This is a genomic window from Acidobacteriota bacterium (assembly GCA_016716715.1).
Classification (GTDB): domain Bacteria; phylum Acidobacteriota; class Thermoanaerobaculia; order UBA5066; family UBA5066; genus Fen-183.
Genome location: JADJVE010000003.1, coordinates 450535 through 477424 on the forward strand (window position 1 = coordinate 450535; position 26890 = coordinate 477424).

Below are 26890 nucleotides of genomic sequence, written 5' to 3' on the forward strand. Positions count from 1 at the left end.
GAGAATCAACCGTCAGGACAACCAGGAGAAAACCATGAAATCCCGATTCAGCCTTCTTCGCGCGTTTGCGTGCGCGACCGTGGTCGCGCTGCTCGCGGCCGGCTCCGCTTTCGCGACGGAGTTCAACCTCAATGCCGTCACGTTCCCTGACGGCACCACGATCGACCTCTCGATGGCGCGCACGAACGCCACGCCGAACGCGGCCAAGCTGGACGCGGCCGTTCGGTACAAGGAAGGCCAGGCGAAGATCGAAGTCTCCTTCAAGAAGATGGAGCCCGCGATCCTCTTCGGCGGCGACGTCTCGTCGTACGTCGTCTGGGCGATCACGCGCGACGGCGCCGCCGAGAACCTCGGCGAGCTCATCGTGAACGAGAACAATGCGTCCGGCTCCGGCCAGTACCAGACGGGCAAGAAGGCGTTCGGCCTCATCATCACGGCCGAGCCGTTCTCCCTCGTCGGCAGGCCGAGTGAATTCGTCATCGCGACGTCCGGCCCGGCCGACCCGAAGAAGGCCACCGGCTCGACGTTTGCCTTCAGCAACTTCCGCACGGGCATCGTGAAGGCCGACACGAACACGATCGCCGGCCTCACCTACAAGGACAAGAAGCCCGTCGCGGTCGTCCAGGCCGAGCGGGCGGTGGCCCTCGCCGACCGCACCGGCGCGTTTGGGCTCAACCCCAAGGCGGCCGAGGAGGCCAAGCGCACCCTCACGCAGGCCCAGAACTCGGTGGCCGGCGGCAGCAAGAAAGTCATCAACGATTACTCCAGCCGCGCGGTCTCTCTGTCCTCCGAGGCGATGCGCGACTACGGCCGCAAGGTCGAGGCCGACGCCGAGGCCGCGAAGAAGGCCGCACTCGCCGAGAGCCAGATGACGGTCGCCCAGCTCCACGAGGCGCAGGCCAAGCTCGAGGCCGACAAGGCCAGGCTTCTCGCCGACCAGGCCCAGCTCCAGAAGGAGAAGGCCGAGCTCGAGGGCCGCCTCGGGAAGTCGATGTCCTCGATCATGGAGACGCGCGACAGCGCCCGCGGCGCCGTCATGAGCCTCCCCGGGATCTCGTTCGAGACGGGCAAGGCCGCGCTGAAGCCGTCCGCCCAGCTCACGCTCGCGAAGCTCGCGGGCATCGCGCAGGTGTTCCCGGCCGTCAACCTTCGCGTCGAGGGTTTCACCGACAACGTCGGGAGCGCCGCGTCGAACCAGAAGCTCTCCGAGGCTCGCGCCAAGGCCGTCTACGACTTCCTCAAGGCGCAGGGCGTCGCGGACACGCGTCTGGCCTTCCAGGGCCTCGGCCCGGCCAGCCCGGTCGCCGACAACGCGACCGCCGAGGGCCGCGCCAAGAACCGCCGCGTCGAGATCGTCGCCGCAGTCGGCGAGATCAAGCCCGTCGCCGCGAACTGAACCCGGTTTCCTTTCGCCTTTTTTCGGGCCGCTCCCGTTCGCGGGGGCGGCCCTTCGTGTTTCCGGGCTGTCGGTGATGTCTCGGCATCAACTGATATGATGCCTCGTATGCGAACGACCCTGAATCTCGACGAGGATCTGGCGACCGTCCTCAAGAAGGCAGCCCGGCGCGAGGGTCAGTCGTTCACCTCCGTCGTCAACGAGACGCTCCGCGCCGGCCTGACGAAGGGAGGCCGGCAGCCGCGCCCGCGGCGCTACCGCCTCTCGCCGGCTTCTCTCGGCGGTGCTTCGGCGGGGGTCGACCTCGATCGGGCGCTCCGCCTGGCTGACCTTCTGGAGGAACGCGCGATCGCCGAGAAGCTCGCGCTGCGCAAGTGATCCTCGTCGACGCGAACATCCTGATTTACGCCGTCGATGCCGATTCTCCCCACCACGCGAAGGCCCGACGCTGGCTCGAAGAGACGCTTTCGGGAACGACGCGCGTCGGCCTGGCCTGGGTCGTCGTGCTCGCATTCCTTCGCCTGACGACCAGCCCTGCCGTCATGCGCCGGCCGCTCGCGGTCGAGCGTGCCCTGCGCTATGTGGACGAGTGGCTGGAGCAGCCGTTCGTCGAGCTTGTCGGACCGGGCGAGAAGCACTGGCCGCTGCTTCGCACCTTGCTCGCCGCGACGGGTGCCGCGGGCAACCTGACCTCGGACGCGCACCTGGCGGCGCTTTCCCTTGAGATCTCCGCGGAGATTGGTTCAACCGATCGCGACTTCGGCCGTTTCCCGGGCGTCCGGCACGTCAACCCCCTGGCGTGAGGAGTCTCATGGGACAAAGGTCCCATGTGCGTCCCCGTCTCCGGGCGGCCGTTTCTTCGTTTTGGACCTAAACTGTGACCGATAAGGGGGACACATGAAACGCTTCCGATCCGCCGGCATCCTGGCCGCGGCCGCCGTGCTCCTCGCGGTTCCCGCGTTCGCCCAGACGGGCAATGCGTATTACTCGCAGCAGAGAGGGATGGACGAGAGCTTCCGCATCGACCTGGGCGGCTTCTTCCAGACCTTCGACACGACGCTCAGTCTCTCGAACTCTGCCGGCACGGCAGGGACGTCGATCAACCTCGAGGAACTCGGCCAGGACTCCCGCCAGACGAGCTTCGCCGCCGACGGCTACTGGCGGTTCGGCCGCCACGGCCGCCTCGACTTGTCTTACCGCGGGTGGTCCCGGTCCGCGTCGCACAAACTGGACAAGGACATCGTCGTCGGCGACACGACGTACCACGCCGGGGTGCAGGTCGACAACAGACTGCGCTCGAACATCGGGGAGCTGTATTACTCGTACTCGTTCATCAACAACGGCGACCTCGAGTTTGGCCTCGGCCTTGGCGTTTCGGTCTACTTCAACGCGTTCGAGATCTCGGGTTCGGGCACGGTCTCGGGCGGCGGCCAGAGCGGCTCCGCCAGCTTCAGCAGCGAATCGCGCAACGCCGTCGCGCCGATTCCGGCCATCAAGGCGTATTTCGCCTACTCCCTCTACCCGCGCGTCTTCCTGAAGGCGGCGGCCAAGGGCATCTCCGGAACGGTCGACGCGTACCACGGGGAGATGTGGGACTTCCGCGGTGGCATCGACTGGCTCATCAGCCAAAACGTCGGCGTCGGCGGGATGTACCAGTACACGACGATCAACTTCTCGCACACGGGCGAGAAGGGGGACGTCGCGTTCGACTACAAGTACAGCGGTCCGCTCGCCTACGTGATCTTCGCGTTCTGACGCGGCCCCCGCCTGAACTTGGCCTCTGCGAGACGGGTCGCCCTCATCGCGCTCGCGGCGCTCGTGGTGTCGGCGCCCGCGTCCGCGTTCGACAGCAAGGGCCACGTCGTCCTCGAGGCGCTCGCGTACCGGACGCTCGTCGAGGGGCACGACGGCCGGCCGCCCCGTCCCGAGGTCCTCCGCGACCTCATCAACGACGGCGCCCTCGACCTTCCGTTTTGCTTCGGGCGCGCCGGCACGCCGCCCGCGGCGTGCATCGACGCTCCCGCGTCGAACCCGCTCCTCGACTGGCCGCAGCCGCTGACCGACAGGCCGGACGCCGCCTTCCGCCGCCAGTTCAGCGACGTCGGCCAGTGCTTCCACTACATGGCGACGCTCGACGACGCGCAGACGGACGCGCTGCCCGGAACCGCGGTGCCGCGCGCCCTCGCGACGAGCGCGGTCGTGCGCTGCAACGACCTCCTCGACGGGCTCCTCCGGCAGGTCGTCGTCGTCGGAGGCCCCGCGACGCGCCGCAGCTCGCATGGCCTCTACGAGTTCATGCATGCCGTGGGCGATTCGTTCTCCGGATCGCACACCGAGCGGGCGGAGGACGGGCGCATCGGCTACCTGAGGGTCTGGAAGCCGATCGAGAAGCTCGTGAAGCTGCCCACGGAGCGGGCCGCGCGCATCCCGGACGCCTCGTATCACAAGTGGGACGACCACCGCGACAAGACGTACGTGATCGAAGGCGGCGAGGCGCATTGCGAGAAGCGGACGGACGAGCCCTACGGCGTTCCCTACGAGTGCCTCTCGCCGGAGGGCGACCACGCGCGGCGCGCGCTCGTCGATCTCCTCGTCCTCGTGAGAGAGCTGCGCGCCATTCAGCTCGCGGCTCCCAAGGGGACGGAGACGGCGCCCGAGCGCTCGGACGCGTGGCGCGCGTACAAGGACAAATGGTTCGCGCCCGCCCACCCCTGCGCGGGTGCGGAGTGCGCCGAGCGCGAGAAGGCGGATCCCGCGCCTGGTCGATTTGCGCTGTTTGGACTCGACGCGACCTGGAACCCGACGGGCCACTTCGTCGATATCGCCGCTCGCGGCACGCTGCTCAAGTACTCGGAGGATCTGAATCCGTTCCTTTACGCCCTGAACGCGAACGCCGGCTACCGGCAGTACACGGACGGCGGCGGCGGAGCCGGCCTCGTCGGGATCGGGGTCGACCTCGTGCTCCCGGTCGGGCTACGCGCGTCGCTCGGCTTCACGGCCGCCGGCCTGCGGGTCACGTACGGGGGCGACCGGGCCGGTCCGGAACTCTATTCGCGCTTCTTCCGCTTCAACTACAAGCTGAAGGACGGCCTTTTCCTCTCGGTCGATGCGCCGATGGAGGTGAACTGGCTGAAGCCCCGCGTGGAGTGGACGTTCGGCGTCGGCCTCCTCTACGCCCCGGCCTCCAGCCGGCTGGAGAAGGACCGCGGCCTCCTCCTTTCGAAGGAGACGCTGGCCGTTCGCAAGGACGATACGTGGGTTCCGCCGCCCGCGCCTTACGGCCATCTCAAGGGCCGGAGGCCCTCGTGGTACGTCGTTACGGGCGTGACCGTCGCGGAGAAGCCCGAGAACGCCGTCGAGGGGCGCAACTACGGGCTCGGTGTGCTCGGAGGCGAGGTCGCGTGGGACCGCAACCGCTGGGGCGGCCGGTTCGAGTGGGTTCCGGCGGTGTCGCTGGCCGTCGGCCACCGCGTGACTTCCGGCGAGTCGAAGTACCTCACGGGCACGCTCGCCGCCACCGTGCGCTGGTACGCGCTCAAGGTCGTCGGCCTCGCGCTGACGCCGGTGCGTGTCGAATACGGACCGAAGGTCCGCGGGGACGAGGAGTTCGACGTGTCGCCGGGAGTCCACGGCGACGCCGGCAGCCAGTATTACTTCCAGGCCGGCACGCGCCTCGGCGTCATGCTGAACGCCGGGATCATCGACATCCTCGTCGAAGGTCCGACGCTCGCGTGGAACTCCTCTCCGTTCACGGCGAAGGAAATCCTCAGCTTCCGACTCGGCATCCGCCTGGACTGATCCGTCGATACAGTCTCCGCCGGATGCGGGAGAACGACGACTATTCCGGAGCAGCGCTGGCCGTGAGTTGCGTTATCAGCCACTGACGGAAGGACACCAGTTCCTCCACTTCGCGGGCGCTCCAGCCGAGCGCTTTCACCGCCGGAAGCGGGTCGAAGTCTCTCAGTACCCAGGCCAGCGTCAAGGACGAGAACCCGGCGTCCTTTTTGGGGGCGTCGCGCAAGCCCGCTTGGAGATCGCCCCCTGCGTCCAGCAGCGCTTTGACGTCGACCAGGTCACGGACTTCGGATCGCTCGAGCAATGTTGCGAGCTTGCTCGCGAGAATCTCGTGCTTGCTATCCACTGAAATGGCCGCACCATCGATGAGTGTCTGCTCTGGAGGCTCGATTGCGGCGAAGGGCTCGGCGACGAGGTCCACCACACAGGTCTCTCGTCCGTCCGACACGCGGAGCTCGCTGAACGCGGGTGCCGTCCTGAGAACATGAATTTCGAGGCCCGCCGCTCGCAACACCGACATGGCGTCGGCTACGACGTTGCCGAGCTCCGATCGGTTCCTCCAGAAGAGGTCCAGATCCCTGGTCCCACGGTGGCCCAAGTGCACCCCCGCCAGGGCGCCTCCACCCGTCAACGTCCAGCGCGGAGTGATCTCAGCAAGCACTCCAAGGATGCGGCGCTGGAGGGCCGTGAGCCTATCGCCAGACACAGCCCTGACCCTCCCACGTTTCGAAGAGCCATGACCAGAACTCTCGCGTGCGCCCGAGATAGCGCGTCAGCCGCGGCCAGAGATCCAGGATCTCGCGGGGGCGGACGAACAGGAACACGTCGTCTGGCTTGGCCTGACGCATGAGCTTGCCGACCAGATAGGCGCGCACCTCCGGGTCGGGATCCGTCAGTCCCTTGCGGAACTGGTTCAGCGTGAGACCGCAGTCCCAGAGGAAGTAAGGACGATCCTGCGCATCGGCGAGCCGCTCGGCGGGCGTGTAGCTCAGCACGCAACCAGCGTACCAGAGCGGCGGGACTCCTGAACGGCGTACGGCCTGAAATGGCGGGTCTCTCTCGCGGTTCGCGTTGGGCTCGGGTATCGTGCCCACTGTTCGAGCATGACCAGCACGGCCGCAGGTCCGCCAGGCGCCCCCACGTTTCGATTCGACACGGTTGCCGGGCTCACGGCCGCGGCAGTCGTCTTGCCCAAGGCGATGGCCTACGCGTCGGTCGCGGGCCTGCCCGTCGCCGTCGGGCTCTACACCGCGTTCGTCCCGACGGCCGTCTACGCGCTGCTCGGCTCGTCGCGCGTCCTCAGCGTCAGCAGCACCACCACGCTGGGGATCCTCGCCGGCACGCAGCTGGGCCTCGCGGTGCCGGACGGCGATCCGGCGAAGCTCGTGACGGCGACCGCCACGCTCGTCGCGCTCGTGGGCGCGATGCTGGTCGTGGCGAGGCTCCTGAAGCTGGGGTTCGTCGCCAACTTCATCTCCACGCCGGTTCTGACGGGCTTCAAGGCCGGCATCGGCCTCGTGATCGTGCTGGACCAGGTGCCGAAGCTCCTCGGAGTCCACATCGCGAAGCAGGGCTTCTTCCGCGACGTCCTCGGCGTCGCGCGCCACGTCCCGGAGACCTCGCAGGTCACGCTTCTCGTGGCCGGCGCGACGCTGCTCGTCCTGATCGGCATGGAGCGCCTCTGGCCTCACTCGCCCGCGCCGCTCGTCGCCGTCGGCGGCGGGATTGCCGCGTCGTGGTTCTTCGGCCTCGAGGCGCTGGGCGTCTCGACGGTGGGCCTGATCCCGCGGGGATTTCCGTCGCTCACGCTGCCGGATCCCGCCCTGATCGCCCATCTGGCCCCGGGCGCGCTCGGAATCGCCCTCATGAGCTTCACGGAGACGATCGCGGCGGGCCGCGCCTTCGCGGCGCCCGACGATCCGCCGATCGACGCGAACCGCGAGCTGGTCGCCACGGGGGCCGCCAACCTCGGGGGCGCGCTGCTCGGCGCGATGCCGGCCGGCGGCGGCACCTCGCAGACCGCGGTCGTGCGCGCCGCGGGCGGCAGGTCGCAGAAGGCGTCGCTCGTCACCGCGGGGACGGCGCTCGCGACCATGCTGTTTCTGGCGCCCCTGCTGGGCCTGCTGCCGAACGCCACGCTTGCGGCGGTCGTCATCGTCTACTCGATCGGGCTGATCCAGCCCTCGGAATTCCGCGGCATTCTCAAAGTGCGCACGATGGAGTTCCGATGGGCGATCGCCGCCATGCTCGGGGTGCTCGTGTTCGGCACGCTGAAAGGCATCGTCGTGGCGGTCATCCTTTCGATGATCGGTCTGGCCAGCCAGACGGCCCATCCGCGCGTCTCCGTCATCGGCCGAAAGCGCGGAGCCGATGTCCTCCGGCCGCTCTCGCCCGAGCACCCCGACGACGAGACGTTCGAGGGCCTCCTGATCCTGCGGCCCGAGGGTCGCCTCTACTTCGCGAACGCCCAGAACGTGGGCGACCAGATTCGAGCGCTCGTGGAGCAGTACAGGCCGCGCGTCGTCGCGCTGGACCTGAGCCGCGTGCACGACATCGAGTACTCCGCCCTCCAGATGCTGATCGAGCGCGAGAGACGCGTGACCGACGGCGGCGTCGTGGTCTGGCTCGTGGGGATGAACCCCGGCGTCCTCGAGGTCGTGCGCAAGGCCGGGCTGGACGAGCGCCTCGGCCGCGAGCGCATGCTCTTCAACGCGCGCGCGGCGATCGAACGGTATCAGGCGCTTGGCCGATCCTGATGACCGAACAGGCGAGCTCTTCCGCGGAACGCCTCGAGAGCCGTCTCGAGTTCGAGGCGCTGCTCGCCAACCTCTCTTCCCGGTTCATCAACCTCGCCCCTCGCGACGTGGACCGCGAGATCGAAGACGCGCTGAGCCGCGTCTGCGAGCTTCTCGGCATAGACCTCGCGGTGCTGTGGCAGTGGTCGGCTGCGACTCCGGGCGCCATCATGCCCACCCACTTCTATTACGCCCAGGAAGGTCCGCCACCTTCCGAGCCGCTACACCAGGAGCAGTACCCCTGGACCGTACAGAAGATGCTGGCCGGTCGGATGATCGTCCTCTGTTCGTTGGAGGAGCTGCCGGCCGAGGCCTCCGTGGACCTGGACTCCGCCCGGCGTGTCGGCATCAAGTCAAACCTGACGCTCCCGCTTGCTGTTGGGGGCGAGCCGCCCTTGGGCGCGCTGGCCTTCAACACAGTCCAGGCGAACCGCGACTGGCCGGATATGCTGGTGAATCGGCTGCAGCTGGTCGTGCAGGTCTTCAGTAACGCGCTGATCCGAAAGCGCACCGAAGAGGCGCTTCGCTTGAGTGAGGCCCGCCTGTCGTCCGGGGCCGATCTTGCCGGCCTCGCCTTCTACGAGGTCGACTTCGACCAGGGTGTCATGTACTTCGACGAGCGGCTGCGCGATCTCTGCGGCATTCCCCCGGACCGGGACCGGGGACTCGGAGCCCTGGAATTCTGGATAGAGCATCTGCAACCAGACGACCGTCCGCGTGTGCTGGACGCACGCCAGCAGCTGGATGACGGCAGGCGGGACCGGCTCTCCTTTGAGTATCGCTACCTGCATCCCACCCGCGGGGAGATCTGGATCCATCATCTGTCAGGCGTGAGCGCGCGCGATGCCGCCGGACGGAGGATCCGCACGTTCGGCGTCCTCCGCGACATCACGGAACGAAAGCGCGCCGAGGACACGCTGCGCGACCTGAGCCAGCGCCTGATCCAGGCCCACGAAGAGGAACGCGCGCTCCTGGCTCGCGAGCTGCACGACGACCTGACGCAGCGGCTCGCCGTGCTGGCGATTGACGTCGGCCGCGCCGAGCTCGCCGCGCCGGGCACGCCGCAGGCCGACACGATGAAGGCCGTTCGCGAGGGGCTCGTGCGCCTCAGCGAGGACGTCCACACCCTGGCGTATCAGCTCCACCCTTCGGTTCTCGAGGAGCTCGGCCTTGCAGAGGCTCTCCGGACGGAATGCGAGCGGCTCGGACGGCAGGGCCGGCTCGACGTCTCGCTCAGGCTCGACCCGCTGTCCGGCGTCGTCGGGAGGGACGCGGCTCTCTGTCTGTTTCGCGTGGCACAGGAGGCGCTCAACAACGTGGTCCGCCACGCCGGTGCGCGCGCCGCGGCGGTCACCCTGCGGCCGATGGATGGGGGCCTCCTCCTCGCGGTCCGTGACGACGGCGTCGGCTTCGATCCGGCAGGCCCGGGGACGGGGAGGAGCCTCGGCCTCGCGAGCATGCGCGAACGCGTGCGGCTCGTGAACGGCACGCTCGACGTCGAGAGCGCGCCGGGCCAGGGCTCCGCGATCGTCGCCTGGGTTCCCGCGGAGGGAGGGCCGCGATGAACTCCCCCCGCCGCCCTCGGGTGCTCCTCGCCGACGACCACCTCCTGGTGGCGGAGGCGTTGAAGAGCCTGCTCGCGGTCGAGTTCGACCTTGTGGGCGTCGTGGAAGACGGGCGCGCGCTGCTCGAGGCGGCCCGCATGCTGCGGCCGGACGTCATCGTCGCCGACGTCACCATGCCCCACCTCAACGGCATCGACGCCCTGGTCCAGCTGAGGCAGGGCGGAGATCGCGTTCCGGTGGTGTTCCTCACCATGCACCGGGATGCGACGTTCGCGCGGCGTGCTCTCGACGCCGGGGCGGCGGGCTTCGTGCTCAAGCACTCGGCGTCGGCCGAGCTGATCTCCGCGATTCGCGCCGCGCTCGAGGGGAAGACCTACCTCACGCCGCAGCTCGCGGGAGAGGTCCTGGGAGCCATGAAACAGGGGCCGGAGAAGGCCGGCGGCCCGATCGGTGCCCTCACGCCGCGGCAGCGGGAGGTTCTCCAGCTCCTTGCGGAGGGGCATTCGGCGAAGGAGATCGCGTCGCATCTCGGGATTTCGGCGCGGACCGTGGAGTTCCACAAGTACCAGATCATGGAAGCGCTGGACCTTCACACGAACGCCGAGCTGACCCATTTCGCCATCAAGCACGGCCTCGTCGAGCTCTGACCTTCGGACCGGACCCCGTAAATCCCCAGCGCCGGGCCCCGTAGTTTTCCGAGGTCACAACCCTCTGTCGCCCGACTAGCTTGCCCGGGAGTCCGGAGTGAGCCGGACCCGCGGTGAAGTCTGGCCGCGGGAGAGGTTGCTCCATGCGCGAGAAACCGCTGAGTTGCGTTCTCCTCGCGGATCGCCACCACGGTCTCACGGAAGGCGTCCGCGGAATGCTCGAGACGGCTTTCGAGACCGTCGTCATGGTCGCTGATGAGGCGTCCTTGCTCGATGGAGCAGGCCGGCTCCAGCCCGACGTGGCTGTCGTGGATCTCTCCCTGGCAAAGGACAGGAGCCTGGGCTGGCTGCAAGCGCTGCGGGACCGCTGTCCCGGCCTCAAGGTGATCGTCCTCAGCGTCCACGACGAGCCGAACGTGCGCCGAGCGGCCCTGGGGGCCGGCGCCGACGCGTTCGTTCTCAAACGCGCAATCGTGACCGACCTGCTGCCGGCGGTCGACAGGCTGCGTTTCCACGAGCGTCATGCAGGGGCAAAGGAGAGTTCGTCATGAAAGTCGTCATCGTGGGTGGAGTGGCGGGCGGAGCGTCGTGCGCGGCGCGCCTGCGGCGTCTGGACGAGAAGGCCGAGATCCTCATGGTGGATAAGGGGCCGTACGTCTCGTACGCGAACTGCGGGCTCCCGTACCACGTCTCGGGGGTGATCGCGAAGGAGTCGAGCCTCCTCGTCGCCAACGAGCAGTACTTCAAGGCGAACCTCGGGATCGACGTCCGGACGAACTGCGAGGCGGTCTCCATCGACCCGAAGAAGAAGACGGTGGACCTGCGGGACGTGAAGACGGGCAAGGTGACGGCGGAGCCCTACGACGAGCTCGTCCTGTCGCCCGGGGCGCCGTCCTTCCATCCGCCCCTGCCCGGGATCGACCTGCCGGGGATCTTCCACGTGCGGACCGTGCCGGACGTGAAGGCCATCCGCGAGTGGATCGAGAAGGGCACGACGTTCCTCGCCGGGATGTTCAGCTACTCCGGCATCCAGTTCGTGAAGCCGACGACGCGCGCCGTGGTCGTCGGCGGAGGGTTCATCGGTCTCGAAACGGCCGAGAACCTCGTCCACCTCGGCTTCGAGGTGACGCTCATCCAGAAGCTCGATCAGCTCCTCGGACCGCTCGATCCCGAGATGGCCCGCCTCGTCGAGGAGCACGTGAAGCGGAACGGCGTCAAGCTGGTCCTCGGCGACGGCGTGGCGGGCTTCACGCAGCTCGAGGGCGGGGCGCTCGAGGTGAAGGCGACCTCCGGGAAAACGTACCCCGCCGACGTCGTGATCCTCGCGATCGGCGTCCGCCCCGACACGACGCTCGCAAGATCCGCCGGCCTCGCGATCGGCGAGCGCGGCGGGATCCGCGTCGACGAGCACATGAGGACGAGCGACCCGCACATCTTCGCCGTCGGCGACGCGGTCGAGGTGAAGGACTGGGTGACCGGCCAGTGGAGCCTCGTCGCCCTCGCGGGGCCCGCGAACCGACAGGGGCGGATCGCGGCCGACGTCATCGCCGGACGCAAGTCCCGTTACCGCGGCACGCAGGGAACCTCGATCATCGGCCTCTTCGGCGGCGCGGCGGCCTGGACCGGCGTGAACGAACGGACGCTCCGGAAGCTCGGCGACAAGGACTGGGAGAAGATCTACCTCTTCCCGAACTCGCACGCCGGGTACTACCCGGGCGCGAAGATGCTCGGACTCAAGGTCCTGTTCCGCAAGTCCGACGGAAAGCTCCTCGGCGCGCAGGCGCTCGGCGTGGACGGCCCGGCGGTGGACAAGCGGATCAGCGCCCTCGCCATGGCGCTCCAGATGCGCGCCACCGTCTACGACCTCGAGGAGGCCGAGCTCTGCTACGCGCCCCAGTTCGGGAGCGCGAAGGACCCGGTGAACTTCGCGGGGATGGTCGCTGCCGACGTCCTGCATGGCGACATGCCGCTCGCCCACTGGAACGAGACGAAGGGCGCGTTCCTCCTCGACGTGCGCCAGCCGGTCGAGCTGACCGTCGAGAGCGTCCCCGGCGCCGTCAACATTCCGCTCCACCTGCTCCGCGCCCGCCTCGGGGAGCTTCCAAAGGACAAGGAGATCCTCGTCATCTGTCGCTCCGCTCAGCGCGCGTACTACGCGACGCGCGTCCTCCTGCAGAACGGGTTCAAGGCGAGGAGCCTGTCCGGCGGGCTGCTGTCGCGGGCGCTCACAGTCCGGTGAGCGGCCGGGAGGGACACATGGCCGAATCCGACACGACGAAGCAGAGCCTGAAGGAAAAGGCCAAGCACGAGCTGATCGAGTACGGGATCAACATCGTCTACCTGACGATCGTGTTCGCCGCCTTCACGATCTACCGAAGGCTCGTTCTGGCTGCCCATGACATCGAGTACACGCACTACTGGGTCGCCCTCATCGAGGCGGTGATCCTCGGGAAGGTCATCATGATCGGGAGCATCTTCCGCCTCGGCCGCGGCCTGGGGGCGAAACCGCTCATCTTCCCGACCGTCTACAAGACCCTCGTCTTCACGTTGTTCTGTGCAGTCTTCAAGGTCGTCGAGTTCGGGATCAAGGGGCTCTTCACGGGGGAGGGGTTCATGGGCGGGGTCGACGCGCTCCTGGCCAAGAACTCCCACGAGTTGGTCGCGAACAGCCTGATCGTCTTCGTGGCCTTCGTCCCGTACTTCGGCGTGAAGGAACTGGGGCGGGTGATGGGAGAGGGCACGATCCGGAAGCTCTTCTTCCTGAGGCGCGCTAACGCGGATCGAGATGGAGGGTTGACCTCATGAGTGAGAATGCTTCGGGCGCGCTCGCCTCGATCCGGTGGCCGCGTCCGTTCGACGGGCTGCGGGGGCTCAAGCTCGCGGACGTTCCACGGGAAGTCTCGGCGGGCGTCACGCTGGCCGCCCTGATGATCCCGCTGAACATCGGCTACGCGCAGGTGGCCGGACTGCCTCCCGTCTTTGGCCTCTATGCTGGGATCATCCCGCTGGCGGTCTTTGCCCTGTTCACCAGCTCGCGTCATGTGGTCGGGAGCCCGGACGCGCCGATCTCCGCGATCCTCGGAGCCATGTTGATCGGCTTCGCGCCGATCGGCGATCCGATGCGGGCACAGTACGCCCTGGCGCTGGCGTTGGTGTGCGGCCTGCTCTTTTTCGTGTTCTGGTTCTTCCGCCTGGCATTTCTCGCCAATTTTCTATCCCGCGCGGTGCTGGCGGGCTTCATCACCGGCCTCGGGATCGAGGTTCTGACGAACCAGATTCGGAGGATTCTCGGCGCCTCTCACGGGCACGCGGCAGGGATCGGGGCGCTCGCCGAGCAGGTGCACGATTCCATCGCGACCTCCGTCAACACCACGGGCTACTTTGCCGAGGTGGTCGTCCTGATCGAGTCCATCCCCCGTGCAAACCTCTACTCGGTGGCGGTTGGCGTCGGCGCGTTCGCCATCGTCCGACTGATGAAGAGGTTCGCGCCCAAGGCGCCGGCGGCGCTGATCGCCTTGGCTCTGACGACCATCGCCGTGGGGGCGCTCGGTCTGGATGCCAAAGGGGTCACCGTGCTGGGGAAACTGCAGGCGGGCCTGCCGTCTCTGACCGTGCCCGGGATCCCGGTCGCCGACTATCTACGCGTTCTGCCCGGAGCCCTCGCGATCGTCGGCATAACGATGTGCGAAGCGCTGCTCCTCGTCCGCAGTTGCGGCCGCAGGCACGACACGAAGGCCGACGGAGATCAGGTGATGTTTGCCTACGGCATGGCCAGCGTCGCGTCCGGCTTCACCGGCTCACTGGTCTCCGGCCCGAGCGCCTCCCGCACCGCGGCCATGGAAGCTGCCGGTTCGCGCACCCAGCTCTCCAGCCTCGTCGCCGCGGCGACCGTCGCACTGGTCATGGTGTTCTTCACCGGTCAACTCGCCTACCTGCCGACGGCGGCCCTCGCGGGCGTCGTCGCCAATGCCGTCCTGAACCTCATCGAAGTCAAGGAGCTTCGCGAGCTGTGGGTGCTGCGGCGCTCGGAGTTCTGGGTTGCGATGGTGTGTCTCCTGAGCGTGCTCGTGTTCGGGCCCATGCAGGCGGTCGTCATTGCCTTCCTGATGGCCACGATCGACCTGCTGCGTCGCGCCTCCCGGCCCGGCACGTGGGTGCTGAAGGAGGCGCCGGACGGCAGTCACTTCGTCTCCGAGGATGAAGAGCATGCGGCCGACACGCCGGGGCTTCTCATTTATCGATTCGGCGCGCCGCTCTACTTCGCCAACGCTCCGCTGTTCGAGGAGGAAGTGGAGAAGGTGATAGCGCGCGCGACTTCCCCCGTCAAATGGTTCGTGTTGGACGCGGAGGCCATGGTGGACATCGACACCACCGGCGAGCAGGCCCTTCACGAGGTGGCGTCCCGCCTTGCGAAGCGTGGCGTGATCTTTGCCATCAGCCGCGCCAATCAATCGACCCTCTCCTGGTTATCCCGGTATCACCTGCTGACGTTGATCGGAAAGGACCGTCTCTACCCGACCAACCGACACGCCGCTCAGGCGTTTCGCCAAGTAGAAAAAGCATGACGACGGCAACGAAAAAGAGCGGGGATCCCACCGCGTGCTCCCCGGGCGATCTCTCTCGAAAGGAGAAGAACATGACCACTGCCACCATCGAAGCGAAGTTGACACTCAGCACGGTGAAGCTGAACTGGAAAGAAGTGTGGTACACGAACTGCCCCCTCATTTCCGCCAGCAACGTGGACCAGGAGCTGGGCTGGACCAAGGAGGAGTACAAGAAGATCGGCGTCAAGTACGCCTATTTGCGCTCCGCGGCGGAGAACGACTGGTACCCGCACTACATCCACAACCTCGACAATCTCATCCGCTTCGGCGGCCTCTTTCCGCCCGTGGCGGTCCACGCCGACATCCGGCGGACCCGCCTCCTCGGGGTCACGCACGTCCCGAAGGAGGGCGGCGTGCTCCTCGTGCGCGCCAAGGACGACGTCTACCGGATGCAGGACCTGAAGGGCAAGAAGATCGGGCTTTCCAAGAGCCTCAACACGATCAAGAACGACTGGTGGCGCATCCAGGAGCACCAGGGCATCGAGCTGATGCTTCGGATGAACGGCATGTCCATGAAGGACGTCGAGATCGTCGAGTTCCCGTATCCGGACGACTGGTACAACAAGCCCGAGATGCTGACGCCCATCGAGAACCCCTCCGAGTGGCAGCTCAAGCGCGACCACAAGCACGACCTCGCGTTCCGGCCCCTAGAGACGGCTCTCGAGAGCGGAAAGATCGACGCGATGTACAGCCAGAGCAAGGTCCTGAGCGTGCTCTCCGAGGCGACGGGCAAGTTCGCAATCATCGAGGACCTGTCGAAGCGTCCCGACTGGCGCCTGCAGGTCGCCAACATCCCCGCCGCCATCACCTGCACGGACGTCATGGCCGAGAAGCACCCGGAGCTCGCCGTCACGTTCATGAAGGGCATGATCAAGGTCGGGCGCTGGGCCAACGAGTACAAGCGCGCCGCCGCGGCGATCCTCGACAAGCAGACGTACTACCTCGACGTCGAGGACACGTACCGGGGCATCAAGGACGTCGACATGGTTCCGAACCTGTCGCCCCTGAACCTCGCATCCGTCGAGGTCGGCAAGAACTTCATGGTGAAGAACGGGTACATCAAGAACGACTTCGACGTCGCGAAGTGGGCGGCGCCCGAGTTCCTCGAGCAGGCCGCGAAGGAGCTGCTCGACGAGCAGTGGAAGAAGACGACGACCTCCAAGCTGCCCTCGACGACCGAGCTGCAGGCGGCGTCCCGGCGGGTCGGGTAAGGCCAAAGAGATCCGGTGGCAAAGGGGGCCCGGGTTTCCGGGCCCCCTCGCGTTCCTACGAGGAGAAAACATGGACCAGTTGAAAGCCGGGACACGCATGCAACGGATGGGCTACGTCAAGCCCGGGAGCGTTCCGGAGCCCGAACGACTCGTGCTCCTCGAGTACGTGTCGGACGCGCGGGTGGCGGTCGTCACGCTGAACCGGCCGCACGCCGACAACGCGATCACGACGGAGCTGGCGGCGAGCCTGATCGACGTTCTCGAGACGATCGCCGCGCGGCCCTCCGTGCGATGCGCCGTCCTCACCGGTGCGGGCGACCGAGCGTTCTCCGTCGGCGGCGACCTGTACCAGCGCAAGGAGATGACGAAGGAGCAATGGCTGCGCCAGCGCCAGGTCTTCGACCGGGTCCTCTATACCCTTCGCGAGCTGCGCAGGCCCGTGATCGCGGCGGTGAACGGGATGGCCTACGGCGGCGGCTGCGAGATGGCGATCAGCGCGGACTTCATCATCGCCTCCGACGAGGCCTCGTTCGGCCAGCCGGAAGCGATCGTCGGCCTTTCGGCGGGCGGCGGCGCTCCCGTCTTCCTGCCCCGGGCGCTTCCGCCGGGCATGGCCCTGCAGATGCTGATGACCGGCGACCCCATCACGGCGCGCGAGGCGCACCGGCTCGGCCTCGTCAACGAGATCCACCCGCGGGCCGGCCTTCTGACGGCCGTGTTGCGCGTCGCGGAGAAGATCGCGAGCAACTCACCGACGGCGGTTCAGGCGGTCAAGCGGGCCGTGCGCATGAGCCAGGGCGAGACCTCCGAGCAGGCGGCCTCGATCATGATGGAAGCGCACTGGCGCTCCGTCGTCCATCCAGACCGCATCGAGGGCATCCGTGCATTCACCGAGGGCCGGGAGGCGGCTTTCCCGGACCCGGACTTCTGACCTGTCGAGCCAAACTACTGGAGGAATCAAGTGTCCAAGAAACTATTCGCGACTATCGGCCTGAGCGCCCTGCTCCTCGTCGCAGCGGCGCCCGCGGCCGTTGCGGACGATCTGACCGGTTCGAACCGCTTCCTGTGCTCGGTCGTCACGATCTCGCGCTGTTACATCGACGGCTGCATGGACGACACCCCCGACGGGGCGCTCGTCCCGCAGTTCGTCAACGTCGATCTCGGAGCGAAGCTCATCTCCACGACGCCGGCGAGCGGCCAGAACCGCACGACCCCGATCGAGTCCCTGCGGCGCGAGGGCGGCCTCATCGTCCTTCAGGGCCTCGAGAACGGCCGAGCCTTCAGCTTCGTCATTGCCGAGAAGACGGGCAGCGCGTCGGTGGCCATCGCCCGGGAGGATCTGGTCCTCGCCGTCTCCGCGATGTGTACGCCCATGCCGGCGGCCCAGAAGTAGAGCGGAAGGAAGCGTACGGCCATGAAGAAGACCATTGCCGCCATCCTGTTCACGATCCTCGCGGGCGAGGGCCTCACCCTTCTCGCGCAGCAAAAGTCTCTTTCCTCCAGCCTCAACATCGCCGCCTTCCCGCAGGTCGGGCAGAACGCCCAACAGCAGTCCAAGGACGAGTCCGCCTGCTACGACTGGGCGGTGAAGAACACGGGGACCGACCCGTTCGAGCTCCAGAAACAGGCGCAGGCGCAGCAGCAACAGACCGCGCAAGCCACGGCGCAGGCGCAGGCGGCCGGCGAGGGCCAGGGCGTCAAGACTGCGGCGAAGGGCGCGGCAGGCGGCGCCCTCATCGGAGCCGTGGCTGGCGATACCGGGACGGGCGCCGCCGTTGGCGCCGCCGTCGGAGCCGTCGCGGGCCGCAGGAAGAAGAAGCAGGCCGAGGCGCAGGCGGAGCAGGTGCAGGCGCAGGGCGCGCAGGCGCAGCAGGCCACGGCGGCCCAGATGACCAGCTTCAAGAAGGCGTTCTGCGCCTGCATGGAAGGCAAGAAGTACATCGCGAAGTACTGACAGGCTGAAGAGCGCCCGCCCTGGTGCCGGCTCAGCGAGAATGTGGGCAGGAGCACGCCATGCAACTCGGAATGATCGGACTCGGGCGGATGGGGGCGAACATGGTTCGCCGGCTGATCGGCGGCGGCCACGACTGCGTCGTCTTCGACAGGGCGCCGGAGCCGGTCGCCCACCTCGCGCAGGAGAAGGCCGTCGGCGCTTCCTCCCTCGCCGACTTCGTCGAGAAGCTCGCGAAGCCGCGCGCGATCTGGCTGATGGTCCCCGCGGCCGTCGTCGACAAGACGATCGCCGACCTTCTGCCCCTTCTCGAGAAGGGCGACGTCCTGATCGACGGCGGCAACTCGTACTACGTCGACGACATCCGCCGCGCGAAGGAGCTGGCGGCGAAGGGAATCCACTACGTCGACGTCGGCACGAGCGGCGGCGTGTGGGGCCTCGAGCGCGGCTACTGCATGATGATCGGCGGCGAGACGGACGTCGTGCAGCGTCTCGACCCGATCTTCAAGCGGCTGGCTCCCGGCAAGGGAGATATCCCGAGGACGCCGGGGCGCGAGAAGGCGAAGGGAACCGCGGAGGAGGGCTACCTCCACTGCGGGCCGAACGGCGCCGGCCATTTCGTCAAGATGGTCCACAACGGGATCGAGTACGGGCTCATGGCCGCCTACGCCGAAGGGCTCAACATCCTCAGGAACGCGAACGTGGGCAAGACGCGCCGGGAGGTCGACGCCGAGACGACGCCTCTCCGCGATCCCGCGCATTACCAGTACGACATGAACCTCGCGGACATCGCCGAAGTCTGGCGCCGCGGGAGCGTCGTTTCGTCCTGGCTGCTCGACCTGACGGCCATCGCGCTTCTCGAGTCGCCGGACCTCGAGAGCTTCTCGGGACGGGTCTCGGACTCGGGCGAGGGGCGCTGGACGATCATGGCCGCGATCGACGAGGGCACGCCCGCCGAGGTCCTCACGGCCGCCCTCTACGAGCGCTTCAGCTCGCGCGGCGAGGCGGACTTCCAGAACAAGCTGCTCTCGGCGATGCGCTTCCAGTTCGGCGGACACCACGAGAAGCCCTCGAAGTGAGGCGACGGAGCGGACTTCTGTCTCCGTCTGGTTCCCGCGTTCCCGCTGTATCATGAAGACGTGATCGAGGATCCCCTTCCGCTCAGGCAGGTCGGACGGCGCCGGGCCGCTCGTGCGGGCCTCGACAAGGCCTCCGGGCTCCTTCAGCTCGTGGTCGATCTGCGGGGCAACCGCCCCTTCCTGCCACGGGGCGTCCACCGGTTCCAGACCTTCGAGGAGAGCCAAGAATGGTCGATCCGGATGATGGCGCGGGCCTCGAGTCGCGTCCCCCCCTCCTCGAAGACCTCCTGACGATCTGCCGCGCGCTGAACGAGCGGGGTGCACGGTATGTCGTCGTGGGCGGCATGGCCGTCATTCACGCCGGGTTCGTCCGCGCCACGGAAGACATCGACCTCCTCGTCGACGACTCGCCGGAGAATTTCGAACGGATCCAGGATGCGCTGTCGGTCCTCCCGGACAAGGCCGTGCGAGAGGTGCGGCCGACGGATCTGAACCGGTACGTCGTCGTCCGAGTTGCGGACGAGGTCGTCGTAGACCTGATGAAAAGCGCCTGCGGCGTGGACTACGCGGAGGCGATCGAGGGGGTCGAACCGGCGGTCATCCAGGGCGTCGAGGTGCCGTTCGCATCCCCGGCGCTCCTCCTGAAACTGAAGCAGACCGTCAGGGAGAAGGACGCCCTGGATCGGCAATTTCTCGAGCTGCTCATTGCGCAGAAGTCCGGCTCGACGCAGTGACGAAGGAGTCGGGGTGCCTGGTGGTCGTCAGGGCTCCTCGACCGGCCTCCACGTCTTGTCCGGGTTGTAGCGGTCCATCGCCTCGAACTGCTCGAGCGTCTTCGGCCCGAGGTCCTTCTCGTAGACGACGCCGGTGTGACTCACGATGAACGTCTTCACGCCGGTCACGCGGTAGTCGGCCGGCGCCGCGGCGAGGGCGAAGCCGCCGATCATCGCGCCTTCCACGACGAAGTCCATCTCCCCGAGCGGCGCCGCCGGGCCCTGGCCCTTCAGCACCTTGAAGTAGTAGCCGTGCAGCGGCTCGGACTTCTTCGAATAGCCCGCGGCGATCGCCTGGGCGATCGTGTCTCCGAGGGGTCCGGCCGGCGTCCCGTCGGGCCCGCGCCACGCGAGGCCGTCCTGCTTCCCGGGGGTGCTGATGATCTTCTGCGCGTACTGGTTCACGCGGGAGTCGTCGTGCTTTTCGACCGCGTAGGCGTGCTGCGCCGTGACGAAATCGCGGCAGACCTCGATGGCGTCCAGCTCGTTTCTCCCGATGCGGCGGTAGAGGATCTCCTGCCGGCCCGCCTTCGTGTCGAAGAGCCACTGGCCGCCCTTCCGGACGATCGGGATCGGCGCCGGCCAGCCCTCGTCCCCGACGACGAGCGTCGCGCGGCCCGCGTTCTTCGGGTCGGTCACCACGGAGTGCTTCTCGAGAGCCCTCCTCGCGAACGCCGCGGCCGCGTTCCGGTCCTGGACGGGGTCCTTCGAGACGACGAGGTCGACGCCGTCCGGCCCTAGGATTTCGGTGAGGGCCGGAACGTCGAATCGCGCGGCCGCGGAGATCAGCGCGTCTGCGGCGGCGTTCGGGGAGGAGAAACTCTTCTGCTTCGGAGCGGCCGCTGGCGCGGCCGCCGAAAGATTGCCTTCGAAGGAAAGAAGCAGGGGGAGAGCGAGGAGCAGGCTCGTCTTCATCTTCGTCTCTCCTCTCACCGGCGTCCTCCGCGTCCGCCGCCGCCGCCGCCGCGCGATCCGCCGCCCCCGCTCATGCTCGAAGAGCCGCGGGAGCTGCTCGCCTTCGCGCTGCTGCCGCTGAAACCGCCCGATCCGCCGCTCATGGCGCTGGGGCTTCCACCGCCCCCTCCACCGCCTCGGCTCGCCGAGCTGGTGCTGGGGCTCGCGCCGCCGCCGCCACCTCCGCCACGGCTCGACGTGCTCGCGCTGGGGCTCGCGCCCCCGCCTCCTCCGCTGCGATTCGCGGTGCTCGCGCTGGGGCTCGTGCCCCCGCCTCCTCCGCTGCGATTCGCGGAGTTGGCGCTCGCGCCGGCGCTCTGCTGGCGTCCGGCCGCGCCGCCCTTCGTCGATCCGCCGTACTTGTTCGCCGAGGCGCTGCTCGAGTACGGCGCGCCGCCGCGGTGCGCGGAGTTGTGCTGCACGTTTCCGGCCTGAACGTTCGTATTCTTGTTGTAGTTGTTGTTCACGTTGACGTTCACGGTGTTGTTGGAGCCCCCCCAACCGCAGCCGCAGCACGAGCCGCCCCAGACGGCCGCGCCGATCATGACGCCGGCCGTGAACGTCATGAACGCCGCGCCCGGAGGAGGAGGCGGCGGGTAGTAGATCGGCGGGTAGGGGTAGACCGGCGGCGGATAGACGACCGTCGGGCTGTAGACCGGGACGTAGATGACCTCGGGGTTCGCGGACTGGACGACGATGACCGTCTGCGTCTCGACAACCTTGGTTTCGACCTTCTGCTGCTCGTTTGTCTTCAGCGCGCCCTTCTCCTGGGCCTTCTTCCGCATGCGCTGGACGGCGTTCATGACGTCCTTTTGCTGGTCGAGGAACGCGTTCCCGAGGTCCGTCGTCCACTGGATGTCGTCGCAGAGCCTCTTGACGACGTCGGGCAACGGCGCCATCGACTGGATCGAGGGGTCCCAGGGCTGCTTGCCAACGGCGTCGGCGAGAGCCTTGTCCTTCAGGCCCTTGTTCTTCGCGAGCCACTGCTGGAGCTGCATGAGCTCGAGCGGGTAGGTGGCCGCGACGAGCGTCTGGGCGAGCAGGTCGTCCGGGTAGAGGGCGACCGGGGCCACCAGCGAATCGAGCTGGTCCGGGGTGAGCAACACCGGGGCCGGTTCGGCTGCCGCCGGTGACGCCGCCTGCGCGAGGAGCGCGCCCTCGCCGGGGACGAGGAGCGCGGCGCAGAGGAGCGCAAGAAGAGCGCGGGAGGGTCGGTCGGGACGGCGGGGGCTGGAGGATGTCTGAGTCATGGCCTCTCCCATTCCCCCGCATCCTAATCCCGTCGTTCGCGGTGACGTTAGACTTCTCGTCGTGAGAAACGTTCTCGAAGGCCTGACGCTGTTCCAGCGGATCGCCTACCCGCGGCACAAGGAGCTCTTCGAGCGCCTCGCGAAGAACCAGACACCGCAGGCCGTGTTCATCGCGTGCTCGGACTCGCGTGTCGTGCCGAACCTGATGCTCCAGGCCGAGCCCGGCGATCTCTTCATCATCCGCAACGCGGGCAACATCGTCCCGCCCGCGGGCTCGGCCTACGGCGGGACGACGGCGTCGCTCGAGTACGCGCTCGTCGCCCTCGGCATCCGCGACGTGATCCTCTGCGGCCACTCGAACTGCGGTGCGATGCGTGGCGTCCTCCACCCGGAGGCGCTCGACGCCATGCCCGCGGTCAAGCAGTGGGTCTCGTACGCGGACCTCGCGCGGCGCGCCGCCCTCGAGGCGCACCCGGGCGCGTCGGACGAGGAGATGCTCGAGTACGTCGTCGACTACAACGTGATCGCGCAGGTCCGCAACCTCCTCACGTTCCCGTTCGTGCGCCCGCTCGTCGAAAAGGGCGAGCTCGAGATCTACGGGTGGGTCTACGACATCGGAACCGGCCGCGTGAAGGGCCTCGACGCGACGGGGCGGCGGTTCGTGCCGCTCGGGGCCGGCGAGATGGGCTCGCCCAACGAACGGCACGTCCTCGCGTCCGTCGAGAGCGACGAGGAGTTCTGGGAGAAGCTCTAGGAGCTCAGTCCGGCTTTTCGTCGGCGGCCGACGCGGCTGCGCAACGGGCCGCCACGGCGGCGGCGCGGGTGGCGAGATGGCGGTCCAGCTCCGAGACGCCCGGGCGCTGCGCCGCGCGCCCGGCCTCGTCCGCAAGAGCCCGCGCCTCGGCGCAGCGAGCCAGCCGGTTCTCGACGAACGCGGCGTTCGCGAGGTGCCCGGGCCGCCCGTCCAGCATGAACGCGGCGCGGTAGAACGCGACGGCGGCGGCCGGCTTTTCGCCGGCGGCGCGATCGCTCGCGAGATCGGACAGCGGCCCCGCCCCGCCGCCCGTCAGCGCCACGGCGGCGAGAGGACTCCTCCGGGAGAGGACAGGCATGACCCTCGGACGGCCCACCTCGACCGCGACGAGGACGAGGAGAGCCGCGCCCAATGAGGCAGCCCGGCGGGCGATGCTCTCGGGCGGCGTCGGGGGAGCCCGCCTTCTCCCGAGTCCGTAGCCCGCGAATGCGGCCGTGCCTCCGAGGAAGCCGGCCACGCCCGGCCCGACGAGCGAGAGGGGCCCGGCGAGGTGCGCGACCAGCGCGCCGGCGACGGACGAGACCATCACGGCCGCGAAACGCGTGCGCTTGCGCGCGAGCCACCCCGCAAGAAAGGCGAAGGGGAGCACGAGGAGGGGGAGGAGCGGCAGCCAGAAGGGCAGAAACGTCCGGGCCGCCGCGATCGGATCCACGCGCCGAGGTTAGCGCGGTCGGCCAATGGTCCGATTGCGATCGATCGAAGGAATGAACTTGCCGCCGCCGCCGCGGGCGCCGTTTTCCGGATACGATCCGGGCGCCATGAAAGACCTGCAAATCCGTCTCGTGAGGCTGCTGGCGATGGGCCTATTTCTCACCGCCGCGTCCTCCGCCCGCGCCCAGGATCTCGAGCCGCGCGCCTACGCCCCCGCGCCGATGAACGCGAACTTCGTCATCACGAACTACTCGTACCAGTCGGGCGAGGTCCTCTTCGACCCCTCGCTGCCCTTCTCCGACGTCCGCGCCTTCATCAACGGCGTCGTCGGAGGGTACGGGCACACGTTCAGCCTCTTCGGGCGGATCTCGTCCGTCGCCGTCGTGGTCCCGTACGTCTGGGCGTCGGTGGACGGCAACGTGGGAGAGACGTACCAGTCCATCACCCGCTCGGGCCTCGCGGACCTGCGCCTGCGCTTCGTCGTGAACCTCCTCGGCGGGCCGGCGCTCTCGATGAAGGAGTTCATGGCCCGCAAGCCCGAGCCGACGCTCGGATTCAGCGTCATCGTCGTCGCCCCGACGGGCCAGTACAGCAACGAGAAGCTCATCAACATCGGAACGAACCGCTGGGCGTTCCGTCCGGAGTTCGGCCTGTCTTACCCGGCGGGGCACTGGACGCTCGAGGCCTCGGCCGGCGTCTGGCTGTTCCTCGACAATACCCAGACCTACCCCGGCGAGAACGTCCGCTCGCAGGACCCGCTCTACACCTTGCAGGCCCACGTCGGGTACACGGTCCGGCCCGGCCTCTGGATCGCCGCCGACGCGACGTACTACGCGGGCGGGAAGACGTACACGAACGACATTCCCGGCGACACGCGCCAGGCGAACAGCCGGGCCGGCCTGACCGCTTCGGTCCCCGTCGCGAGGGGCCACTCGATCAAGGTGTCCGCCTCAACGGGCGTGGACGCCCGGGTCGGATCCCGTTTCGACTCGTACGGAATCGCCTACCAGTACCTCTGGCTCAGCCGCCCTGGGAAATGAGCCTCAATGGCGGCGCGGATCGCACGCAGGGACTATCTTGATAGAGTAGGCAGAACGTTCAAAGGGAACTGAAAATTGAAATGGAGTGCACGATGACGAAAATCAGGATGACCAGATCGCTGCTTGCGACGGCAGCCGTCCTTCTCTCTGTGGGATTTCTTTCGGGATGCGGGGTTCCCAAGGAGCTGACCGCCGCGGACCAGGCCATCGCCGACGCCCGCAAGGCCGGCAAGGACAAGGACTGCCCGGAGCTGTTCGCCGCCGCCGAGAAGCTGAAGAACGACGCCTTCGCGGTCTGCACGCCTTGCGACACGAAGAAGGCGATCGAGCTCGCGAACGAGTCGATGGCCCGCGCGAAGGCGCTGTGCCCGCCCAAGCCCGTGCCGCCGCCGCCCCCGGTCGTGAAGGCGCCTCCCGCCGCGCCTGTCATCACCTTCGCGGCGAACCCGGCTTCGGTCAAGCAGGGCGAGTGCTCGACGCTGACGTGGACGACGTCGAACGCCTCCGGCGCCATGATCGACCAGGGCGTTGGAAACGTGGACCTGAACGGCTCGAAGAAGGTCTGCCCCGACGCGACGACGACCTACAAGCTGGGCGCGAACGGCGCGGGCGGGGCGCGTGACGCCTCCGCGATGGTCACCGTCGTTCCGAGGGTCATCGACCGCCTGACGCTGCACGTCAACTTCGCCACCAACAAGGCGACGTTCGCCAAGGCGGATGACGCCGACGTGGAGAAGGCCGTCGAGTTCCTCAAGAAGTACCCGACCGCCAAGTTCGACCTCGAGGGCCACACGGACAGCACGGGCCCCAAGGCTTACAACCAGACCCTTTCCGCGAAGCGAGCCGAAGCCGTCAAGGAACGGCTCGTGAAGCGCGGGATCGACCCGGCGCGGATCCACACCGCTGGCTTCGGCGACACCAAGCCGGTCGGGGACAACAAGACCGTGAAGGGTCGCGCCGAGAACCGCCGCGTCGAGGTTCTGATCCTTTCCGAATAGCCTCTGGCTGACGTTTTTCCGAACCCGCAGGGGCGGCTCTCCACGAGGGGAGCCGCCCTTCTTCTTTGCAGCGCGCGTCTCGTCGTCAGTGCCTCGCCCAGATGGGGGACGACCACGCCTGCTCGCCGTCGGCCTGGGTGACGCGTACGTACCAGCTCGTCTCTCCCCCCGCGTCGGGAGAGTCCTGCACGCTGAAGGAAATGCGCCGCGCGTCTTCCGTCTTCAGCCAGTTCACGCCCTGCGGGTCCTTCGGGTCGTAGAGGACGTACTCGGCCGCCGCCTCGCCGGGCGTCTGGCGCATCCGGACCGCCGCGAACGTGTCGCGGAGGTTCCGGACGATCTCGACGCGGTCGATCGGGGCGGTCCCTTCGACACGTACGTCCAGCGTCATCGGACCCTTTCCCGAGAGGATCGAGCCCATCGGGGCGCCGTCCGCCGTGAACTCGAGGACGATGCGCGCGCCGGTCGTCGCGTAGTTCCGGCGATTCCGGATCGCGTCGAAGATCGACGCGCGGTCCAGCCGCTCGGCGAGGACCGCCGTGAGCCCGCCCTCGCCGGGCGAGAGGTGGTGCGTGTCGCTCGCGCCCATGACGCCCACGTGGCGGCCGAGGCGCAGCGCGTCCTGGTACTGGTGGCCCGGCACCTGCCGGCGTCCTTCGCGCGGGTTGCCGTAGAACTCGTACCGCCCGTGCCACGAGGCGATCTCGAAGTTCGGCTCCAGCTCCTCGTCGTGCGCGGCCGCCGGGTTCCAGCGCCCCCAGAGCGCGTGCCCCGTGTGGTGCGGCGACATCACGGCGCCGTGCTCGCGCGCGTGCCGGTAGAGCTTCTCGATCGTGTCGCTCTCCGCGTCGGTGGAACGGTGCGTGTGCTCCGGCCCGTCGTCCTTATAGAGGAGGACGCGGTGGCCGAAGCTCGAGCCCGCCGTCCACTCCCAGCCCGTGAGGCTCACGAAGCGGCCCGGCGCGTCGAACGCGCCCGCCGTCGCGCGCAGCTCCGCGAACTCCGACGGCTGGAGGAGGCCCATCTCGGAGTGGTCGGAGACGACGTCGAAGTCGAGGCCGAGCCGGTCGCGCGAAAGCGCGAGCAGCTGGTCGGGGGTGGCCCGTCTTCGCGTCCGAGAGGATGCTGTGGCTGTGCGGGTCGCCGAAGTAGACGTGCCAGCGGCCGCCGCCGGCCGTCGCCGTGCGCGGCTCGGGGCCGGGCGCTCGCGGCTCGAGGTCGGGCATTGCCTCGAAGCGGTCGGGCGGCGCGGCAGCGAGCGCGCCGGGTGTCCAGCCCTCGGTCGGCGCCACGAGCCGTCCGGCGAGGACGACGTTCGGGCTGGAGTGCGTGTTGTACGCGTCCACGTCCCCGCCCGTCAGCGTCTC

The 26890-nt window shown here is 68.1% G+C and carries 27 protein-coding genes; 21 read left to right on the forward strand and 6 right to left on the reverse strand.

Translation table 11 applies throughout. The features are described from left to right. The first annotated feature begins 34 nt into the window (after positions 1–34). The 5 genes from IPL89_06890 (at position 35) to IPL89_06910 (ending at position 5194) form a co-directional block, all read left to right on the forward strand. Positions 35–1396 (forward strand): OmpA family protein, encoded by a 1362-nt coding sequence (locus IPL89_06890; GenBank protein ID MBK9062908.1) that lies wholly within the window; start codon positions 35–37, stop codon positions 1394–1396. 108 nt (positions 1397–1504) lie between these two features. Next, positions 1505–1774, forward strand: coding sequence for a DUF2191 domain-containing protein (locus IPL89_06895; protein MBK9062909.1), 270 nt, complete (start codon positions 1505–1507; stop codon positions 1772–1774). After that, positions 1771–2199, forward strand: a complete 429-nt coding sequence (locus tag IPL89_06900) for a type II toxin-antitoxin system VapC family toxin (GenBank protein ID MBK9062910.1) — start codon at positions 1771–1773, stop codon at positions 2197–2199. Before IPL89_06895 ends, IPL89_06900 begins: the two co-directional genes overlap by 4 nt. 94 nt (positions 2200–2293) lie before the next feature. Continuing rightward, entirely contained in the window at positions 2294–3151 is an 858-nt protein-coding gene (locus IPL89_06905; protein ID MBK9062911.1) for a hypothetical protein, read from the forward strand. A gap of 18 nt (positions 3152–3169) precedes the next feature. After that, positions 3170–5194 carry a hypothetical protein gene (locus IPL89_06910; GenBank protein MBK9062912.1) on the forward strand — a complete coding sequence of 675 codons (2025 nt, stop codon included), beginning with the start codon at positions 3170–3172 and terminating at the stop codon, positions 5192–5194. A 40-nt stretch (positions 5195–5234) separates the two neighbouring features. On the opposite strand, the gene IPL89_06915 is transcribed toward IPL89_06910, so the two are convergent. Then, positions 5235–5897, reverse strand: a complete 663-nt coding sequence (locus tag IPL89_06915) for a nucleotidyl transferase AbiEii/AbiGii toxin family protein (GenBank protein ID MBK9062913.1) — start codon at positions 5895–5897, stop codon at positions 5235–5237. Beyond that, the gene (locus IPL89_06920; GenBank protein ID MBK9062914.1) at positions 5884–6186 is read right to left on the reverse strand and encodes a hypothetical protein; all 303 of its coding nucleotides are present in this window, start codon (positions 6184–6186) and stop codon (positions 5884–5886) included. The genes IPL89_06915 and IPL89_06920 overlap by 14 nt, the downstream gene beginning before the upstream one ends. Positions 6187–6294: 108 nt before the next feature. Between IPL89_06920 and IPL89_06925 the strand changes: the two genes are divergently transcribed. The 13 genes from IPL89_06925 to IPL89_06985 all read left to right on the forward strand — a co-directional run bounded on the left by IPL89_06925 (position 6295) and on the right by IPL89_06985 (position 19777). After that, positions 6295–7947, forward strand: coding sequence for a SulP family inorganic anion transporter (locus tag IPL89_06925; protein ID MBK9062915.1), 1653 nt, complete (start codon positions 6295–6297; stop codon positions 7945–7947). Then, on the forward strand, positions 7947–9551 hold the full coding sequence (locus IPL89_06930) for a PAS domain-containing protein (protein MBK9062916.1): 1605 nt from the start codon (positions 7947–7949) through the stop codon (positions 9549–9551). The genes IPL89_06925 and IPL89_06930 overlap by 1 nt, the downstream gene beginning before the upstream one ends. Then, complete coding sequence (locus IPL89_06935) at positions 9548–10198, forward strand: response regulator transcription factor (protein ID MBK9062917.1); 651 nt, start codon at positions 9548–9550, stop codon at positions 10196–10198. Before IPL89_06930 ends, IPL89_06935 begins: the two co-directional genes overlap by 4 nt. Positions 10199–10341: 143 nt before the next feature. After that, positions 10342–10749: a response regulator transcription factor gene (locus IPL89_06940; protein ID MBK9062918.1), complete on the forward strand. Its 408-nt coding sequence runs from the start codon at positions 10342–10344 to the stop codon at positions 10747–10749. Further along, positions 10746–12437 carry an FAD-dependent oxidoreductase gene (locus tag IPL89_06945; protein MBK9062919.1) on the forward strand — a complete coding sequence of 564 codons (1692 nt, stop codon included), beginning with the start codon at positions 10746–10748 and terminating at the stop codon, positions 12435–12437. The genes IPL89_06940 and IPL89_06945 overlap by 4 nt, the downstream gene beginning before the upstream one ends. A gap of 17 nt (positions 12438–12454) precedes the next feature. Continuing rightward, a complete protein-coding gene (locus IPL89_06950; GenBank protein ID MBK9062920.1) occupies positions 12455–13003 on the forward strand; it encodes a hypothetical protein in 549 nt (182 codons plus the stop codon). Beyond that, positions 13000–14763, forward strand: a complete 1764-nt coding sequence (locus IPL89_06955; protein MBK9062921.1) for a SulP family inorganic anion transporter — start codon at positions 13000–13002, stop codon at positions 14761–14763. The genes IPL89_06950 and IPL89_06955 overlap by 4 nt, the downstream gene beginning before the upstream one ends. Before the next feature lie 71 nt (positions 14764–14834). Next, the gene (locus IPL89_06960; GenBank protein ID MBK9062922.1) at positions 14835–16013 is read left to right on the forward strand and encodes an ABC transporter substrate-binding protein; all 1179 of its coding nucleotides are present in this window, start codon (positions 14835–14837) and stop codon (positions 16011–16013) included. A gap of 70 nt (positions 16014–16083) precedes the next feature. Continuing rightward, complete coding sequence (locus tag IPL89_06965) at positions 16084–16944, forward strand: enoyl-CoA hydratase/isomerase family protein (GenBank protein ID MBK9062923.1); 861 nt, start codon at positions 16084–16086, stop codon at positions 16942–16944. 30 nt (positions 16945–16974) lie between these two features. Beyond that, on the forward strand, positions 16975–17406 hold the full coding sequence (locus IPL89_06970; GenBank protein MBK9062924.1) for a hypothetical protein: 432 nt from the start codon (positions 16975–16977) through the stop codon (positions 17404–17406). A 54-nt stretch (positions 17407–17460) separates the two neighbouring features. Further along, positions 17461–17967, forward strand: a complete 507-nt coding sequence (locus tag IPL89_06975; GenBank protein MBK9062925.1) for a hypothetical protein — start codon at positions 17461–17463, stop codon at positions 17965–17967. Between the two features lie 59 nt (positions 17968–18026). Then, on the forward strand, positions 18027–19043 hold the full coding sequence (gnd, locus tag IPL89_06980; protein ID MBK9062926.1) for a decarboxylating 6-phosphogluconate dehydrogenase: 1017 nt from the start codon (positions 18027–18029) through the stop codon (positions 19041–19043). A gap of 227 nt (positions 19044–19270) precedes the next feature. Continuing rightward, entirely contained in the window at positions 19271–19777 is a 507-nt protein-coding gene (locus tag IPL89_06985; GenBank protein ID MBK9062927.1) for a nucleotidyltransferase, read from the forward strand. Between the two features lie 27 nt (positions 19778–19804). Here IPL89_06985 and IPL89_06990 read toward each other — a convergent pair whose 3' ends face one another. Both IPL89_06990 and IPL89_06995 read right to left on the reverse strand, forming a co-directional pair. Then, positions 19805–20731, reverse strand: coding sequence for a DUF2950 domain-containing protein (locus IPL89_06990; protein MBK9062928.1), 927 nt, complete (start codon positions 20729–20731; stop codon positions 19805–19807). Between the two features lie 14 nt (positions 20732–20745). Then, positions 20746–22020: a DUF3300 domain-containing protein gene (locus IPL89_06995; protein ID MBK9062929.1), complete on the reverse strand. Its 1275-nt coding sequence runs from the start codon at positions 22018–22020 to the stop codon at positions 20746–20748. 61 nt (positions 22021–22081) lie between these two features. On the opposite strand from IPL89_06995, the gene IPL89_07000 reads away from it, so the two are divergent. Then, positions 22082–22774, forward strand: coding sequence for a carbonic anhydrase (locus IPL89_07000; GenBank protein ID MBK9062930.1), 693 nt, complete (start codon positions 22082–22084; stop codon positions 22772–22774). Between the two features lie 4 nt (positions 22775–22778). Here IPL89_07000 and IPL89_07005 read toward each other — a convergent pair whose 3' ends face one another. Beyond that, entirely contained in the window at positions 22779–23486 is a 708-nt protein-coding gene (locus tag IPL89_07005) for a hypothetical protein (protein ID MBK9062931.1), read from the reverse strand. A gap of 106 nt (positions 23487–23592) precedes the next feature. Between IPL89_07005 and IPL89_07010 the strand changes: the two genes are divergently transcribed. Next, on the forward strand, positions 23593–24525 hold the full coding sequence (locus IPL89_07010) for a transporter (GenBank protein ID MBK9062932.1): 933 nt from the start codon (positions 23593–23595) through the stop codon (positions 24523–24525). 80 nt (positions 24526–24605) lie between these two features. Next, positions 24606–25523, forward strand: a complete 918-nt coding sequence (locus tag IPL89_07015; GenBank protein MBK9062933.1) for an OmpA family protein — start codon at positions 24606–24608, stop codon at positions 25521–25523. A gap of 85 nt (positions 25524–25608) precedes the next feature. Here the strand turns inward: IPL89_07015 and IPL89_07020 are convergent, their stop codons facing one another. Continuing rightward, positions 25609–26778: a CehA/McbA family metallohydrolase gene (locus IPL89_07020; protein ID MBK9062934.1), complete on the reverse strand. Its 1170-nt coding sequence runs from the start codon at positions 26776–26778 to the stop codon at positions 25609–25611. Positions 26779–26890: the final 112 nt, after the last annotated feature.

What these genes read in the sequence shown, in the direction of transcription:
- IPL89_06890 (MBK9062908.1), top strand. Translation starts at nt 35, where the DNA reads ATGAAATCCCGATTCAGCCTTCTTCGCGCGTTTGCGTGCGCGACCGTG.
- IPL89_06895 (MBK9062909.1), top strand. Translation starts at nt 1,505, where the DNA reads ATGCGAACGACCCTGAATCTCGACGAGGATCTGGCGACCGTCCTCAAG.
- IPL89_06905 (MBK9062911.1), top strand. Translation starts at nt 2,294, where the DNA reads ATGAAACGCTTCCGATCCGCCGGCATCCTGGCCGCGGCCGCCGTGCTC.
- IPL89_06925 (MBK9062915.1), top strand. Translation starts at nt 6,295, where the DNA reads ATGACCAGCACGGCCGCAGGTCCGCCAGGCGCCCCCACGTTTCGATTC.
- IPL89_06930 (MBK9062916.1), top strand. Translation starts at nt 7,947, where the DNA reads ATGACCGAACAGGCGAGCTCTTCCGCGGAACGCCTCGAGAGCCGTCTC.
- IPL89_06935 (MBK9062917.1), top strand. Translation starts at nt 9,548, where the DNA reads ATGAACTCCCCCCGCCGCCCTCGGGTGCTCCTCGCCGACGACCACCTC.
- IPL89_06940 (MBK9062918.1), top strand. Translation starts at nt 10,342, where the DNA reads ATGCGCGAGAAACCGCTGAGTTGCGTTCTCCTCGCGGATCGCCACCAC.
- IPL89_06945 (MBK9062919.1), top strand. Translation starts at nt 10,746, where the DNA reads ATGAAAGTCGTCATCGTGGGTGGAGTGGCGGGCGGAGCGTCGTGCGCG.
- IPL89_06950 (MBK9062920.1), top strand. Translation starts at nt 12,455, where the DNA reads ATGGCCGAATCCGACACGACGAAGCAGAGCCTGAAGGAAAAGGCCAAG.
- IPL89_06955 (MBK9062921.1), top strand. Translation starts at nt 13,000, where the DNA reads ATGAGTGAGAATGCTTCGGGCGCGCTCGCCTCGATCCGGTGGCCGCGT.
- IPL89_06960 (MBK9062922.1), top strand. Translation starts at nt 14,835, where the DNA reads ATGACCACTGCCACCATCGAAGCGAAGTTGACACTCAGCACGGTGAAG.
- IPL89_06965 (MBK9062923.1), top strand. Translation starts at nt 16,084, where the DNA reads ATGGACCAGTTGAAAGCCGGGACACGCATGCAACGGATGGGCTACGTC.
- gnd (MBK9062926.1), top strand. Translation starts at nt 18,027, where the DNA reads ATGCAACTCGGAATGATCGGACTCGGGCGGATGGGGGCGAACATGGTT.
- IPL89_06985 (MBK9062927.1), top strand. Translation starts at nt 19,271, where the DNA reads ATGGTCGATCCGGATGATGGCGCGGGCCTCGAGTCGCGTCCCCCCCTC.
- IPL89_06990 (MBK9062928.1), bottom strand. Translation starts at nt 20,731, where the DNA reads ATGAAGACGAGCCTGCTCCTCGCTCTCCCCCTGCTTCTTTCCTTCGAA.
- IPL89_06995 (MBK9062929.1), bottom strand. Translation starts at nt 22,020, where the DNA reads ATGACTCAGACATCCTCCAGCCCCCGCCGTCCCGACCGACCCTCCCGC.
- IPL89_07010 (MBK9062932.1), top strand. Translation starts at nt 23,593, where the DNA reads ATGAAAGACCTGCAAATCCGTCTCGTGAGGCTGCTGGCGATGGGCCTA.
- IPL89_07015 (MBK9062933.1), top strand. Translation starts at nt 24,606, where the DNA reads ATGGAGTGCACGATGACGAAAATCAGGATGACCAGATCGCTGCTTGCG.